Source organism: Brevibacillus sp. M2.1A, from assembly GCF_013284355.2.
Taxonomy (GTDB): Bacteria; Bacillota; Bacilli; order Brevibacillales; family Brevibacillaceae; genus Brevibacillus.
This window is the reverse complement of record NZ_JABSUY020000001.1, coordinates 398,572-414,063: the sequence shown is the minus strand read 5'-3', so window position 1 is coordinate 414,063 and position 15,492 is coordinate 398,572. Positions and strand designations below refer to the sequence as shown.

Sequence of the window (15,492 nt, the reverse complement as noted above, 5' to 3'; positions counted from 1 at the left end):
ACAAAAAATGAAGCAAACAAACGGAATGAAGCGTCTCGGCTATATGTTTTGGACGCTTGCACTGGCAGGTACAGTATTACTGACCGGGTGTGGCAGCGCAGAGCAAAAACAGCCAGCAGCAGGTCAAGATAGTGCGCAAACCGCACAAAAGCGCATCGTGAAACACGAACTGGGCGAAACAGAAATTACCGGAGACCCGAAAAGAGTCGTCGCGTTGGAGTACTCCTTTGTAGACGGGTTATGGGAGCTGGGAGTGACGCCTGTAGGAATCGCGCAGGAGAAGGATAAGGACGTAGAAGGATTGATCGGCAAAAAAATCGAGTATACCCCTGTGGGGACACGCCAGCAGCCGAGTCTGGAAGTCATCAGCTCGTTGCAGCCTGATTTGATTATCGGTGATTTGAATCGCCACAAGGACATTTACAAGGACTTGCAAAAAATCGCACCGACGATCATTTTGAAAAGCCGCAACTCGACGTATCAGGAAAACTTGAGCTCGTTTGCCACGATTGGGGAAGCGCTGAACAAGCAAAAAGAAGCAGAACAGCGCCTGATCAAGCACAAGGAGATCATCGCAGAGTTTAAAAAGAAGGTACCCGCTGAGGATTCACGCAAAGTCATGCTGGGAGTATTCCGCGCAGATTCGCTGTCTGCACATGGGGCGAAATCGTTTGATGGTGAGTTGCTCGAAATGATTGGAATCAAAAATGCCATTCAAGATGCGCCAGAACCAACAGTAAAAATCAGCCTGGAGCAAATGGTGCAGTGGGATCCAGATGTGATTTTCCTGGCGGAAGCCGACGACGCGCTGTTGAACGAATGGAAGCAAAATCCGCTCTGGAACAATATCACCGCTGTCAAAAATCAAGAAGTACACAAAGTAAATCGTGACCTCTGGACGCGCTATCGTGGGCTGAAATCTGCGGAACGCATTGTAGAAGAGGCAGTGAATCTCTTATATAGCAAAGAAAAATAACATACGATGCAAATCCTGGAAGAGACCGATCGCTGATCTGGTCTTTTCCGTGTTCCTGCACGTCGTAGTTGATCGAGGTGGCTTGTATTGCAGAAAACAACGACACGACAACGAAAAAGTACTTTCGTCCTCATTGCGATCGGCTTGGCAATCCTCTTGTTCATTGGTTTGTTGCTGAGCTTGTTTACCGGAGTAGCTTCGCTGCAAATTCGATCATTAGTGACGCATTGGTTATCGGGTGAATACTCCAAAGAGCTCTTGATTTTCCAGACCATCCGCGTTCCGAGAGCTGTGCTGGGAGCTATCATTGGGGCGAATTTGGCTGTGGCAGGAGCCGTGATGCAGGCCGTTACCCGCAATCCACTGGCATCCCCGCAAGTATTTGGCGTGAATGCGGGGGCTTGTTTGGTGGTTGTACTCGCGATTGTGTTTTTACCGGATATCGGGAAAGCCAATCTCATCTATTTTGCCTTTGCTGGAGCGATAGTCGGGGGACTTGTTGTCTTTGGATTCGCAGCTTCCAGCGGGATGACCAATCTCAAGATTGCTTTGGTAGGAATGGCGATCCACCTGCTGCTCACCTCCATTACGAAGGGAATTATCATTTTTAACGAACACATCTCGAATGTATTGTACTGGTTGTCTGGCTCTATTAGCGGAGTGGCTTGGACGGATGTGCAATTGATTTTGCCATGGTCGATAGCGGGACTCCTGCTGGCGATCTGGCTGTCCGGCTCATTGTCAGTGTTTCGACTGGGGGAGGAAGTCGCGATGGGGTTGGGACAAAAAATCGCCCGCGTCCGACTGCTGTCTTATGTTGTGGTCGTTATTTTGGCAGGCGCCTCTGTTGCTGTCGCCGGAGCTGTTGGTTTCGTCGGACTGATGGTTCCGCATATCGCAAGGAGGCTCGTGGGTTCGGACTATCGGGTCGTTATCCCTGTGTCTGCGCTTGGTGGTGCTGTCCTGGTGACAATCTCCGATGTACTGGCTCGATTGATTTCCTATCCGTTTGAGTCTCCTGTAGGAATTGTAACGGCTCTCCTGGGAACCCCGTTCTTCCTTTACTTGGCGAGAAAAAAGGGGAGGGAAAAATGATATGAGTTCGCGAAAAAACACCCTGCTCCTGGTTGGCCTCGGGGCCCTGGTCATAGTGGCAGCGTTGCTTAGCATGGGGATCGGCCCGATCTTTATCGGCCCTGATCAAATGATCCGAGTGATCATGGGCGAACCTTCGTCGCTTACATTTATGATTGAAAACTATCGATTGCCGCGGGCGCTGCTCGCGATTCTTGCCGGAGCGGGCTTCGCGATCGCTGGTGTGATTTTGCAAGGAATGATCCGCAATCCGTTGGCATCTCCGGATGTCGTAGGGGTAACCAAAGGGGCGGGCTTGTTCGCGGTTGTGGTCATCATTTTGTTTCCGCTGGCTTCACCACTTCTTCTCCCGATTGTCGCGTTTTTGGGAGCATTAGCGGTAGCAATTGCCCTCATCTATTTCGCTCGGAAAAGCGGTGCACAGCCAACTACGTTTGCCTTGGTCGGCATGGGAGTAGGGGCAATCTGCCAAGCGTTGACGGAATTCATTATGGTGAAGTATCCGATGCAAGCCAATGATTCTCTTGTCTGGCTGGCAGGGAGCTTGTGGGGGAAAGGCTGGGATGAAATTTACGCTTTGCTGCCGTGGCTGCTCGTATTCATTCCTATTAGCTTTGCCCTGCATCGTAAGCTGGACATTATCAGTCTGGATGAAGGAAGCTCTACGGGGCTCGGATTGAATGTCGTGCGAACACGCTATATGCTCTTGTTACTCGCGGTTGCTTTGGCAGGCGCATGTGTAGCGGCAATTGGCTCGATTGGCTTTGTGGGATTAATTGCGCCACATATGGCGAGAAAGCTGTTCGGTCATCAGCATCGTTATCTATTGCCGGGTGCGGCGGTTTTGGGCGCGTTGATTCTCGTCATTGCAGATGCATTGGGGAGGGGACTGAATCCTCCGATCGAGATTCCCGCGGGTATCGTGACTGCGGTCATCGGTGTTCCGTACTTCTTGTATTTGGTGCGTCAAGAGAAGAGAAAGTAAAAAGAAAAGCCATCTTTTCCTCTAGCTTTTGGAGAGAAAGATGGCATTTTTTTATTCGGGCTCCTCTTCGAAAAAAGCACCTTGTTCCAAGGCATACACAAAATTTTGCAACCACTCGTAATACTTTTTTGCATGTCTGAGCTTATGCAAATCTTGGAGAGCGAGCTTTCGTTCCTCATCAGAGATACTTTCCTGAAGGATCAGCTCGGTTAATTCAGGTAGTGCCTGATCGATGGCACCGGTCATCACATCGACTTCTCGTTGCAGCTTATATGTGAAAAAGTTTTGGAACGCTGTGAAGAAATTGGTCTCCGCCGCATACAGCTCTTTTCGTTCCTGCTTTTCCTCGAGCTTTTTGACCATACGGGATTCCATTAAGGATCTCACCGCATAACTCATATTGCTTTTGCTCATGTTCATCTGTGTTTTCATCTCGTCGAGCGTCATCGGACGATTCTCGAAGAACATGACACCGTAAAGCTGACCCGAAGAATGAGTAGCCCCATACAAGTCCATTGTTTCTGCAATGGCTTCGATCATTTGTTTACGAATATGAAGGCGTTTTTCTTCAAGTACATTTTCCTCGTTCAAAGACATGCAATATTCACTTCCCTCTCGTGCCACCGTCATCATCATTTTCGTTCAATTCTTTTTGTATGTTGCTTCTATTATAGCAAAAAGTTTTCCTACACAGTGATAAAGCTATTGTTAGGAGTATTTACGTAATCTTAATGCTCAATTAACAGTGGTTTCATGGGCGGAACACAATGCGAATGTACAATAATTTTTGAACGCAGGATGTTTTTATCCGATACTTTCTTTCAGAAGAGGAGAATCATCGTGAAAATCAAGTGGAATGTGATGGCAGCAACGTTGGTCGTTACGAGTTTGTTGGCAGGCTGCGGAGCACCGAAGACAGAGGGAACAGCATCGAGCAGTGGGCAAACCGGTTCGGAGGCTGCTGTGTCTAACGCATCTGGAGAAATCAATGTGTACACGGCAATTGAAGATGAACAGATCAAGACGTACCTGACTTCTTTTAAAGAGCAGTATCCGGATATCAAAGTAAACATCGTTCGTGACTCCACTGGCATTATGACAGCCAAGCTGATTGCCGAGAAGGACAACCCGCAGGCTGATGTGATCTGGGGACTGGCTGCCACGAGTCTCTTGGTGATGGATGATAGGCAAATGCTTGCGCCATATGCTCCCAAAGGCGTAGATCGTGTACTGCCTGAATTCAAAGACAAGGCCAACCCGCCAAAATGGGTAGGCATGGATATTTGGGAGACAGCCATTATTGTCAACAAAGCAGAGATGGAAAAACGCAATCTGGCGATCCCACAGTCGTACGAAGATTTGGTCAAACCAGAATACAAAGGCTTGATCGCCATGCCTCACCCTGCTTCTTCTGGAACGGGCTACTTGACCGTCAACGCCCTGCATCAGTTGTACGGCAAGGACAAGGCTTGGGCATACATGGACAAGCTGCATGAAAACATGATGGTATACACGCACTCTGGCTCCAAGCCGGCGAAGATGGCGTCCTCTGGTGAAGCCCCAATCGGTATCTCTTATGGATACAGCGGCATTAACGAACAGAAAAAAGGAGCGCCAGTCGAAGTCGTGTTCCCGAAAGAAGGCTCGGGCTGGGATATGGAAGCAAGCGCGCTCGTAAATAAAAAAGACATCAAGCCGGAAGCAAAATTGTTCCTCGACTGGGCGATCAGTGATGAGCCGATGAAGGAATACAACAAAAACTACGCGATTTTGAGCATCAAGCAAGAAGGAAGTCAAATTCCGGAAGGCTACAAACAAGATCCTGTATCGCAGCTGACCAAGCTGGACTTGTACCAAGCAGCAAGAGACCGCGAAGGCATTTTGAGAGAGTGGGAGCAGAAGTACGGCTCCAAGGCTGAACCGAAAAAGTAAAGAATAAAGGGGCATTTGTGATGGAGCAAGGCTATTTGTCATTACGCAATCTCGCTAAGCGATTTGGAAAGCACACGGCGCTTCAGGACATTCAACTGGACATTGCCAAGAATGAATTCATCTGTCTGCTCGGACCGAGCGGCTGCGGTAAAACAACGTTGTTGCGCATCCTTGCAGGACTGGAAAAAACGGATCAAGGGAGCGTCGTCATTGCCGGGAAAGACATTACCTCGTTGCCAGCAGGGAAACGGAATTTTGGCATGATGTTTCAATCATACGCTTTGTTTCCGAATTTGACGGTCAGTGAAAACATTGCTTACGGATTGCGTAATCGCTTCTCCAAGGCACAAATTGCTGATCGGGTAGAGGAAATGCTTCATCTGGTGGAGCTGGGAGAACACCGCAACAAAGTCCCGGCTCAATTATCAGGAGGGCAGCAGCAGCGGGTAGCACTGGCGAGGGCCTTGGCCTTTTCGCCGGACTGCTTGCTCTTGGACGAGCCATTATCTGCGCTGGACGCCAAGGTTCGTGCCAAACTCCGAAACGAAATTCGTCGACTCCATCATCAATTCGGGATGACGACGATCATGGTGACGCACGATCAGGAGGAAGCGTTGACGATGGCGGATCGCATCGTGGTTATGAACCAGTCGCGCATCATTCAGGTCGGTACGCCAAAAGAAGTGTACGAGCGTCCCAAAACACCATTTGTCGCTGATTTTATCGGAGTCATTAGTTTTATCCAGTCGGATAAGCACTCGGATCAGGCTATGCTCGCCATCCGTCCGGAGCATGTTCAGCTGCTGCGTGACGGTCATGAAAAAGGCAGACAAGGAATCGTGCGCGAGCTGGAATATCGCGGTACGCATTACCGCATTGTGGCAGAGTTGATCGGCCCACAAGGTACTTTGTTGCAACAGTTTGTCACGATTGATGTCCCGGCACATGCAATGGTGTCTCATCATGTTTGGCCTGATCAAAAAATTGCCTTCACCCTGCCGCCAGAGCATGTCATCCGTTTTGATGATACGGCAGACCTGGCTGTTGGCTAAGGAGCGCACAGAATATGGACACCTGGTTAAAACGAATACGACCGGACGCCAACCAATGGAGCCAAAACGCAATTATCATCTGTATGACCATTGCGCTGTTGTTCGCCATCCTGTTGCCGCTTGGTGAGCTGGTGATCAAGGCAGTTACCGATCAAAACGGAAACTTCATCGGGTTCATGCACTTTGCGAATTACTTCTCGACGCCGGCCCTCGTGATGTCATTGTGGAATTCCATCAAGGTGTCGACGGTCACGACGATCATCTCCGTTACGTTAGGCTTCGGATTTGCTTACGCACTGGAGAGAAGTGCGATCCGCGGCAAATGGTTTTATCGATCTGTTGGGCTCTTGCCGCTATTCGCGCCCTCTATGCTGCACGGCTTGGCGCTGACCTACCTGTTTGGCAATCAAGGGCTGATTTCTACCGGATTTTTTGGGCTCTTGCCGGAATTCCGCATTGAGCTCTACGGGCCTATCGGGATTGTAATGGCGGAAGTGCTCTATACGTTTCCACAGGCGTTTCTGATGCTGTCAGTGGCACTCGCAAGTGCAGATTACCGGATGTATGAAGCAGCAGAGACGCTTGGAGCGTCCAAGTGGCGCAGATTTTGGACGGTCACGGTACCGGGTACGAGGTTTGCGCTGATCAGTGCCATTTTTGTCTGCTTCGTTTTGACCTTTACCGACTTCGGGGCTCCCAAAGTGGTCGGAGGGCAGTACAACGTGCTAGCGACAGATTTGTACAAGCAGGTGATCGGGCAACAGAACATGCAAATGGGTGCGGCCGTTGGGGTGCTGCTGCTGATACCAGCCGTCATTTCATTTGTGATCGATCGCATCTCCCAGCGCAAACAGAGCGGCTGGTTGAGTGCGAAGTCTACCCCGTACCGAATTGAACGCAACAAACTGCGGGATGGGTTGTTCTACACGCTTTGCTCCGCCGTTTCCGCTGTGATCATCGGAATCATCCTGGTTGCTGTTTACGGCTCTCTTGTAAAAGTGTGGCCGTACAATCTATCCATTTCCTTTGCGCACTATGAAGACTTTTTGGATGGAGAAGGACCGTTTGTGACGAGCTTGCTTATTGCCTCGGCTACGGCTTTGATCGGCACAGTCGCTACTTTTTTGTTCGCGTATCTTATCGAGAAGTCACGCGGGCATCGTTTGCTGCGTCAGTCAGCGTATTTTCTGTCTATGCTGCCGCTCGCATTGCCAGGACTCGTGCTCGGTTTGATCTACGTATTCTATTTCAACAATCCGAATCAACCGCTGCACGGGATTTACGGCACGATTTGGATCGTCATTTTGTGCAACATCGTTCACTTTTACTCGGTTTCCTTCCTGACGATGACGTCCGGTCTCAAGAAGCTGGATAGTGAGTTCGAGGCTGCATCGGAATCAATGAATGTGCCTTGGTATCGGACATTGCTGCGGGTCACAGTTCCGCTGTCATTGCCGACGATTTTTGAAGTGTTCCTCTACTATTTCATCAACAGCATGGTGACGGTCTCGGCCATTATTTTCTTGTATGCACCGGACCTGAAACCGGCTGCGGTTGCGATAGTGAACAAGGAGGACTCGGGCGATATCGCGCAAGCTGCTGCGATGTCTACGTTAATCATCGTGGCGAATCTGTTGGTACGTACCGCGATCATGTGGGTTTCAGGCAAGATTCAGAAAAGAACGGATGCGCTTCTCGTCAGGACGAAAGAGTAAAGCCATATCCGATGATAAATGGAATGCAGGTGGATAAGATGCCCGACTTGCTTGTTAACAACAAGAGATATACGGTCAAAGCGATTTTGTTCGATAAGGATGGTACTTTGCTGGAGTTTGTGAGGCTCTGGGGGTACTGGAGTGAATCCGTCTATCGTCATTTTGCCAACCAGCTTCCACGGCCGACCGAGATCGCCCCTCTTGCAGAACTGTGGGGGACTGTAAACGACGAAGATGGGCACGTATGCGACTACAGCATCAATGGTCCGTTAGCGATGGGCTCGACAGGTGATTTGCTTGCGATCCTGGCATGGCAGGGATATCGCCAGGGACTATCGTGGGGAGAATCAATACAACTTGCCCGAAAGTGCAAGGAACGAGCCTATCAGGATATGGACCAGATTCGTCCTGCCTATCCGATTCCGGGGCTGATCCCGTTTCTCGAACAATGTCGCAGCCACGGAATGTTTATGGGGATTGTAACCGCAGATGAAACAGAGGAAGCGATCAAGCACATGGAATGGATGGGCATTCGCTCTTATTTTCCGGTCATTATCGGGAATGATCAGGTAGAGCGTGGCAAGCCTTATCCGGACATGGTGGTAAAAGCCTGTACTCAACTGGGCTTGAAGCCGAGAGAAGTCGCTGTCATCGGTGATACGAGCGGCGACATACGCATGGGGAAAAGTGCAGGGGTCTTTGTGACCATTGGCATTGTAAGCAAGGAAGACTCTTCTGACCGGATACAAATCCTGGAGGAAGCAGAAGCGGTGATTTCCTCCTACGCGCAGCTGAAGGTAGAGGCATCACGGCATGAATGAGGGAAGTCACTCATTGTGATTGGTGTCAATGGTCTGAAAGTCAGCAGCAAGGTCGTGTAAAAATCATCAGTCGGACTCTATCAATCTGATCGAAATGAGGTGCGCGTTTATTATGAAAGTGATAAACAAAACGATGTCGATGGTACTGGGTGTTACGGTTGCCTTTATGGGAATGACTCAACCTTTTATGATCCAGGGCGTTCAGGCAGCAGGAGAGCAAACCGTCACGATGGACAAGCAAACCTATTTGTATGGTCAACCGATTTCCTTGTCGTATACAGGAGCTTCTCTAAAGGATTGGATTGGACTGTATAATGCAGGTGCCATTCCACAGGGCAGCAACCCCTCTCTTACTTGGCAATACACGAGTGCAGCCGGTCAGCCAAACGGTACGATGAACTTTACGAAGTCATTGCCAGCAGGTAAGTACGAAGCGTTGTATATGCAAAATGATGGCTACAACATTTTTCAGCGTGCTCCTTTTTCGATCATTACCTTGAATCCTCCTGCGGGCATTACTTTTGTCGATACAGATGACGATACAGACCAGATCGCGGGCGATGTGAAAATCAAAATTCCTGCCGATCCTGCGAATGTGACTCACTACAATCTTTACTGGGGAAATGATGTAGGAAAGCTGCCAGGAGAGCCAATCATCGCACAAGTGGAGCCTCCAACTACACCAGGTGAAACGTATGCGACCTATACAATCCCAGCGAACACGGTCATTCCGAAGGGCGCGACGAAGCTCCTTGCTTACTCGGATTCAACTGCGGGTGAAACGACTGCGAGCGCTGAGATTACAATCCCTGGAATGGTGAAAGAGAAGCCATTGGTCAGTTTTGAAGTCATCACAGACATGCATGTGCAAACCAGCAAGGATCACGTTCATAATAAAAACCTCGAAGATGCCTTCAAAGATATGATTGCGCTGAATCCGGACAGTGACGGACTCATGACCATCGGGGACAATACCGAGAACGGAACCGAAGCGCAATATATGGAGCTGGCCCGGATTTTTAACATGTACAAGGACCAACTCCCAGAAACGTATTTTGTCCAAGGGAACCACGATGTTCGCTGGGGGGACTGGACACAATTTTCGGAGCTGTTCCACAAGTACACCAACATGAAGTCTAGCTACTACAATGTGTGGATTAACGGCTACCAATTCATTTTCCTTGGGACAGAAAAAGGGCTGAAGGACTTCTCCTACCTGTCGGAAACGCAGTTGAAATGGCTCGACGAGAAGCTGGCTGATTCCCAAGGCAAGCCCACGTTCATTTTCCATCACCAGCCGTTGAAGAACACGGTAGCCGGTGCCAATGATGGCTATCTCAAAAGCAATTACTGGTACGGTGTCAGACAAGATACGGAATTGAAAACGATCCTGGCGAAGCATCCTGGCGCTTTCCTGTTCAGTGGACATACACACTGGGAGTTGGGTGCGAAGGATACGATGTACAACGCCAAATACGCCACGATGTTTAATGCGGGCGCTACCTCTTATTTGTGGACAGACGCCAATACAGGCAAGGACGGAAGCCAAGGCTTTTTCGTGGAAGTTTACGGAGATAAAGTCCGGGTAAAAGGCAGAGATTTTAAAAACGACACATGGATCGCCAACGCCCAATATGAAATCGATCTATTCGAGAAAATTCCAGTGGTAGACCCTTCTTCCGATCCAGATTTGACCCTGAGTAATCCTACGGTTCAGATGGCGAAAGAGAAGTACCTGTCGTCAGAAGCGATTGAGGTGGGTTACACGAACTCGGTAAGAGAAGACTGGATTGGAATTTTCCCTACAGGCACGAAGTTGGGCAAAAATATAAAAGCAATCGCGCAGCAAAAGACGAGCGGCGTGAAGCAACCGAATGGAACGGTCTCATTCAAGGATTTGAAGCTCGCTCCGGGCAAATACGATGCGATTTATGTCGGGGAAGCTGAATATCGCTCAGATAACGACAATATTGAACTCGGTCGAGTTACCTTTACGATTGTCGATGAGACGCAGGCGCAAGGACCACAGGCAGTATCCTTTACCGATGCGGACAAGAATAAAGGTGTGATTGGCGGGGACGTCACGATCACTCCGGCGGCAAATGAAGCGAACATTGACGAGTATGTACTTTACTGGGGGAACGAAGAAGGCAAGCTGTCCGGGCAATCTGCAATCGCATCTGTAGCCAAGACAGGCGAAAAGGTCATCTATGTGATCCCGAATGGTACGGCGATCCCGAATGGCGCGACGAAAATTCTCGCTTTTTCCAAGCAAAAGGACACAGAGTCAGCGGACTTTGCCCAAACAGCATTGAAGGATGCGTTTACCGAAGTACCACCAGTCACACCACCGGTAGATCCGCCTGTACTCACGCCAGATGAGCAGTTGCGCCAAGCGAATCGTGCTGCTGCAGAGGTGATGAAGAACGCGACAGATGAGGATGTAGTAGAGGAGCAAGCAGAGAATGCGATCAAGCAATTGTCCAAGCTGATCAAGGACGACCAGCTCAGTGATTCTACGCATCTTGCATTGGTTTCCGATTCAACAGATACCGTTTTGGCAGCGATGGTTTCCAAGTGGAAAGAGGATATCGTCGATGAGGATCAAGTGTTAGAACAGACCTACTCGCTGTTGAAGGACGCTTTCTTGCCAGTTGTAGATGAGATCGAGAAAAACGATCAAGAACAATGGGAGCAAGCAGTCAAAGTCATGGCTCATGTAGCAGAGACGACGCTTGCCAAGCTGGATAAAGACGATCTCTCTGAAAAATGGGTGAAAAAGCTGAAAGAACCCATCACTGAACTTTTGGCACAGGTCAGCACAATTGAAGCAGACGATACCGAAAACACAGAGGAGATAGTCGCTCAGATCGAACGTTTTGCCCAAGCGGTAGAGGACATCGAGACAGCATTGGACAAGCAAGCATCGCTGTTTGGCTTGGAGAAGACAATCGAGATTCGCATGGATCGCGCTCGCCATGAAGTTCGTGCAGCGAAAAAATCGGAGGAAGAAGAAAAATCCTCCATGACACTAAGTGGTGATCTGGTAGATGCTTTGGGACAAAAGCAAATCAATGTGGCCCTAGTGAACAAGGAAGACGCAGGTGTGTGGCTGTCCACAGAGCTTCTTAAAGAGAATGACGGTGCGGATATCCGCGTCGAGCTCTCGAAGCCGGAAAACATCAAAAAGCCTTCGAAATCAGGCAATGCCAGCGATATGTACGAGGTTCGTCTGGAAGCAGACAACAAGGAATTCAAGCGCTTTGACAGCGAGACTGTCCGCATGATTCTGCCGTACGAGCACAAGGAAAAATATTTGATGCCTCAGTACTATGATGAATCGAAGCGAGTATGGAACGTCCTCAAGACCTCCAAAGGCAAAACAGTAGATGTGATCAAAACGGGTGACCGGGCAAGCTTCGAAATCGAGAAGCCGGGTATCTATATGGTAGCAAATACGGGTCTGCAAAGAGTGAACGTGACACCAAGCCGGGCATCCCTGTTGCCGGGTGAGAGTCTCCAGCTCGAGGTAACCGGATGGTTTTCGAACCGCACCGAGCAGGATTTGACTGATGGAGAGAGCGGTACCGTCTATGAATCTGACAACAGTGGCGTCACGGTTGATGAAAACGGCTTGATCGAGGTTTCCGAGGATGCGCGAACTGGCAAAAAAGTTACCATCAAGGTGAGCAACGGAGAAAAATCGACCAAAGTGACGTTCACGATTGCAGAGGTCAAGAGTATCAGCCTGTCCGCCAAAAAGAGTACAGTAAAGCCTGGTAGTACGGTTCAAATGAGCGTATCGGCTACCATGACGGACCGCAGCAAACGAGACATGACCAAAGAAAGCACAGGAACCACTTACACTGTCGTGGAAGCCGAATATGCTGAGATCAGCGAGGATGGCTTGGTAACCGTCCATGAAGATACACCGGACAAAACTGAAGTGACGATTGTCGCCGAAAACGATGGTCATACAAGCGAGTACACATTGAAAGTGAGAAAATAGAAAGACCGATTTACTAGGAAGAGTCTGACCAGTGATGGTTGGGCTTTTTTCATCATAATTTAGCGTACAGCGGCTCATGCTACTAGTGGCAGACTCATTCCCGACCATTTCCTTTCATGGTAAACTGTCATGTAAGTGTCATGCTTCACTCATTCTTTCCTACTAGGTGGTACATACATGCGGTCTATATGGAAGATTTACAAAACGGACTGGATTAACATTTTCAAGGTCCCGACCGGGATTTTTCTGATCATCGCCATCATTCTCATTCCTTGTTTATACGATTGGATCAACATCAAATCAGTATGGGACCCTTACGCCAATACGCAAGGGGTCAAGGTGGCAGTGACGAGCGAGGATCAGGGAGCTATGGTTGACGATAAAAAGGTCAACATCGGAGACGAGCTCATAAAGAGCTTGCATAACAACCAGAAACTAGGATGGACCTTCGTGGACAAAGAAGAGGCCAGACGAGGCGTGGAGCGGGGCGATTATTATGCCAGCATCCTGATCCCAGCTGACTTTTCCACAAGAATCACGGGAATTGTTCATGGCAACCTGACCAAGCCCGAAGTGATCTATACGGTCAATGAAAAAGTGAACGCCGTCGCACCCAAAATCACCTCATCAGGTGTTTCGGCGATTGCCAAGCAGATCAACGAGAGTTTTACGGAAAGCGTCAGTGAAGCCTTGCTCACGAAGCTTACAGAGATCGGCATTAAAATTGAAGAGCAATTGCCGACCATCCGCAAAATCGAGAGTGGCGTTTTCCAATTGGAAAAAAGCCTGCCTGAGATTCATGCCGCAGGGCAAAAAGTACTGGAGATTGAGAAGAAACTTCCCGAGATTCACGAGAAAGCGCAGATCATTCTGGAAGTGGAAAAAAGAATCCCCGAGATCAATCAAGCAGGGCAGGCCGTCCTCAAAATTCAGCAAAACTGGCCGAAAATCAATGAGGCCGCGTCTGTCATTATCGGGATGGAAGACAAGCTGCCGGTGATTGAGCAAGCCGTTGGACGAATTGAAGAGCTGGATCGAAATTTTGATAAAGTGGCAAACGCAGTGACTACAGCCACAGAAAAAGCGAGTCAGGCCATTGAGATCGTTTCGGCTGCTCAAGATGCGTTGCCGCGTATCGCTGATCTGACTGATAAGGGCGCGTCTGTTGCCGATCAGCTCAATGACTTTTTTGCGAAGCATGACGGTGCCTTTGAAACGATTGCACCGCTGATCAAGCAAAATCTCATCTTAGCCCAGCAAGCCGCGGATGCCCTCACACAGCTTACGGACAGGCTGCTGCAAATCAATCCGGATCGCCTGCCTACTGCCAGTGAGGTAAATGCCGTGAAAGACAGGTTATCCAGGGCTGCGAATGTTTTGGGGCATACCGCATCGATTGTAGAGAAAGTAAACAGTTATATTCCAGGACAGCCACTGAGTCATTTCGCAGAGCGGCTGCGTACGATTGAGAACAGAATGAACCGGCAAATCGAGATTCTCGGCATGATTGCAAGCGCGCTGGAAAACGGCAAACAGCCTGCGAAAGATTTGGTAGAGAGCCTGAATCAGCTCTCGAAAAACACTAGCGCGGAATTGGGAGACATCCTGTCCCGTTACGATAGCGAAATCGTCCCGAAAATATCCGAGGGCATTGACAGGCTAAAGGTGATCACAGGAGAATCTGCAGATCTACTGCATAAGGCTCAAGAAAAACTTCCGGATATCGAAGCGATTCTCCAAGAGACAAAGACGGGCTTGGAGCTGGGATTGGCAGAGTTGAAGCGAATCCAACAGGAGATGCCGCAAATACGGGCGCACGTCCACGAGCTAGCACAAACGCTCAGAAGCAAGTCGGATGCTTTTGCAAATGCGATTCGCGTAGCAGCGCCATTCCTGAAGAGCAATCTTCCTGCCATCGGGAAAAAGCTCAACGAGGCAGCGGCATTTGTCCAGAACGATTTGCCCAAAGCGGAGGCAGATTTGACCAAGCTGGCTGATTTTGTGCGCTACAAGCTCCCGGAAGTGGAGACAGGAGTCCATAGAGTTGCTGCATTGGTTAGAGACGATCTGCCTAAGCTGGAGAGTGCCATTGGGCATGCGGCTGACAAGCTGAGAGAAGTCGAGGCGAACAACAACTTCGCCGATCTTGCCAAGCTATTGCGCGGCGACATTAAAAAAGAGAGCGAATTCCTCTCAAGTCCCGTGCAGATCAAGGAAAACCGCCTATACCCGATTCCGAATTATGGTTCGGCCATGTCGCCGTTTTACGGTGTGCTGTCTCTCTGGGTAGGCGCGACCTTGTTGATTTCCCTGCTGAAGCCGAATGCGGAAAATCCAGGCGGCGTATACAAGCCGTATCAGTTGTACCTCGGTCGCTTGGGGACATTTGTGACAATCGGGTTATTTCAAGCGTTGTTCGTCACACTTGGTGATATTTACATCCTCGGGGCCTATGTAGCGGATAAAGCTCCGTTTGTGTTATTCGGTATGCTGGTCAGCCTGGTGTTCGTCACGATTACGTACACGCTGGTGTCCGTCTTCGGCAACGTGGGCAAAGGCATAGCGATTATTTTCATGGTATTCCAATTCTCCAGCTCGGGCGGTACGTTCCCGATCAGCATGACCGCGCCGTTTTTCCAAGCGCTGAACCCATACATGCCTTTCACGTATGCGATCAGCCTGTTGCGTGAAGGGGTGGGTGGCATTCTCTGGGAAACGGCGATTCGGGATATATTCGTACTATTTGGCTTTATCGGTATCAGCCTGTTTGTGGCACTCGCGCTGAAGCGTCCGTTGAGCGGAATCATTGAAAAGTCGATGGAGAATGCGAAGAAGACCAAGATTATTGGGTAAGGGTTACACGATAGAATAGAGCAGGGTGTCCCCACGTAGGTATCACTACGGGAG

At 49.5% G+C, this 15,492-nt stretch carries 10 protein-coding genes; 9 read left to right on the top strand and 1 reads right to left on the bottom strand.

Annotation, left to right across the window (positions count from 1 at the left end; translation table 11 throughout):
* Positions 1 to 7 precede the first annotated feature (7 nt).
* The 3 genes from HP567_RS01805 to HP567_RS01795 all read left to right on the top strand — a co-directional run bounded on the left by HP567_RS01805 (position 8) and on the right by HP567_RS01795 (position 3,056).
* Positions 8 to 976: an ABC transporter substrate-binding protein gene (locus HP567_RS01805; protein ID WP_173611742.1), complete on the top strand. Its 969-nt coding sequence runs from the start codon at positions 8 to 10 to the stop codon at positions 974 to 976.
* An 87-nt stretch (positions 977 to 1,063) separates the two neighbouring features.
* Positions 1,064 to 2,071 carry a FecCD family ABC transporter permease gene (locus HP567_RS01800; RefSeq protein ID WP_173611743.1) on the top strand — a complete coding sequence of 336 codons (1,008 nt, stop codon included), beginning with the start codon at positions 1,064 to 1,066 and terminating at the stop codon, positions 2,069 to 2,071.
* Between the two features lies 1 nt (position 2,072).
* Positions 2,073 to 3,056: a FecCD family ABC transporter permease gene (locus HP567_RS01795; RefSeq protein WP_173611744.1), complete on the top strand. Its 984-nt coding sequence runs from the start codon at positions 2,073 to 2,075 to the stop codon at positions 3,054 to 3,056.
* Between the two features lie 51 nt (positions 3,057 to 3,107).
* Here HP567_RS01795 and HP567_RS01790 read toward each other — a convergent pair whose 3' ends face one another.
* Positions 3,108 to 3,653 (bottom strand): GbsR/MarR family transcriptional regulator, encoded by a 546-nt coding sequence (locus tag HP567_RS01790; RefSeq protein ID WP_173611745.1) that lies wholly within the window; start codon positions 3,651 to 3,653, stop codon positions 3,108 to 3,110.
* 243 nt (positions 3,654 to 3,896) lie between these two features.
* On the opposite strand from HP567_RS01790, the gene HP567_RS01785 reads away from it, so the two are divergent.
* The 6 genes from HP567_RS01785 (at position 3,897) to HP567_RS01760 (ending at position 15,438) form a co-directional block, all read left to right on the top strand.
* Entirely contained in the window at positions 3,897 to 4,988 is a 1,092-nt protein-coding gene (locus tag HP567_RS01785) for a putative 2-aminoethylphosphonate ABC transporter substrate-binding protein (RefSeq protein ID WP_173611746.1), read from the top strand.
* A gap of 20 nt (positions 4,989 to 5,008) precedes the next feature.
* Positions 5,009 to 6,040, top strand: coding sequence for an ABC transporter ATP-binding protein (locus HP567_RS01780; RefSeq protein WP_173611747.1), 1,032 nt, complete (start codon positions 5,009 to 5,011; stop codon positions 6,038 to 6,040).
* 14 nt (positions 6,041 to 6,054) lie between these two features.
* Positions 6,055 to 7,755, top strand: coding sequence for a putative 2-aminoethylphosphonate ABC transporter permease subunit (locus HP567_RS01775; protein WP_173611748.1), 1,701 nt, complete (start codon positions 6,055 to 6,057; stop codon positions 7,753 to 7,755).
* 38 nt (positions 7,756 to 7,793) lie between these two features.
* Positions 7,794 to 8,576: an HAD family hydrolase gene (locus HP567_RS01770; protein WP_173611749.1), complete on the top strand. Its 783-nt coding sequence runs from the start codon at positions 7,794 to 7,796 to the stop codon at positions 8,574 to 8,576.
* 112 nt (positions 8,577 to 8,688) lie between these two features.
* Entirely contained in the window at positions 8,689 to 12,585 is a 3,897-nt protein-coding gene (locus HP567_RS01765; RefSeq protein WP_173611750.1) for a metallophosphoesterase, read from the top strand.
* A 177-nt stretch (positions 12,586 to 12,762) separates the two neighbouring features.
* The gene (locus HP567_RS01760) at positions 12,763 to 15,438 is read left to right on the top strand and encodes a YhgE/Pip domain-containing protein (RefSeq protein WP_173611751.1); all 2,676 of its coding nucleotides are present in this window, start codon (positions 12,763 to 12,765) and stop codon (positions 15,436 to 15,438) included.
* Positions 15,439 to 15,492: the final 54 nt, after the last annotated feature.

Excerpts from the sequence above, each read along its gene's own strand:
- HP567_RS01805 (WP_173611742.1), top strand. The coding sequence starts at position 8 with ATGAAGCAAACAAACGGAATGAAGCGTCTCGGCTATATGTTTTGGACG.
- HP567_RS01795 (WP_173611744.1), top strand. The coding sequence starts at position 2,073 with ATGAGTTCGCGAAAAAACACCCTGCTCCTGGTTGGCCTCGGGGCCCTG.
- HP567_RS01790 (WP_173611745.1), bottom strand. The coding sequence starts at position 3,653 with ATGTCTTTGAACGAGGAAAATGTACTTGAAGAAAAACGCCTTCATATT.
- HP567_RS01780 (WP_173611747.1), top strand. The coding sequence starts at position 5,009 with ATGGAGCAAGGCTATTTGTCATTACGCAATCTCGCTAAGCGATTTGGA.
- HP567_RS01775 (WP_173611748.1), top strand. The coding sequence starts at position 6,055 with ATGGACACCTGGTTAAAACGAATACGACCGGACGCCAACCAATGGAGC.
- HP567_RS01770 (WP_173611749.1), top strand. The coding sequence starts at position 7,794 with ATGCCCGACTTGCTTGTTAACAACAAGAGATATACGGTCAAAGCGATT.
- HP567_RS01765 (WP_173611750.1), top strand. The coding sequence starts at position 8,689 with ATGAAAGTGATAAACAAAACGATGTCGATGGTACTGGGTGTTACGGTT.
- HP567_RS01760 (WP_173611751.1), top strand. The coding sequence starts at position 12,763 with ATGCGGTCTATATGGAAGATTTACAAAACGGACTGGATTAACATTTTC.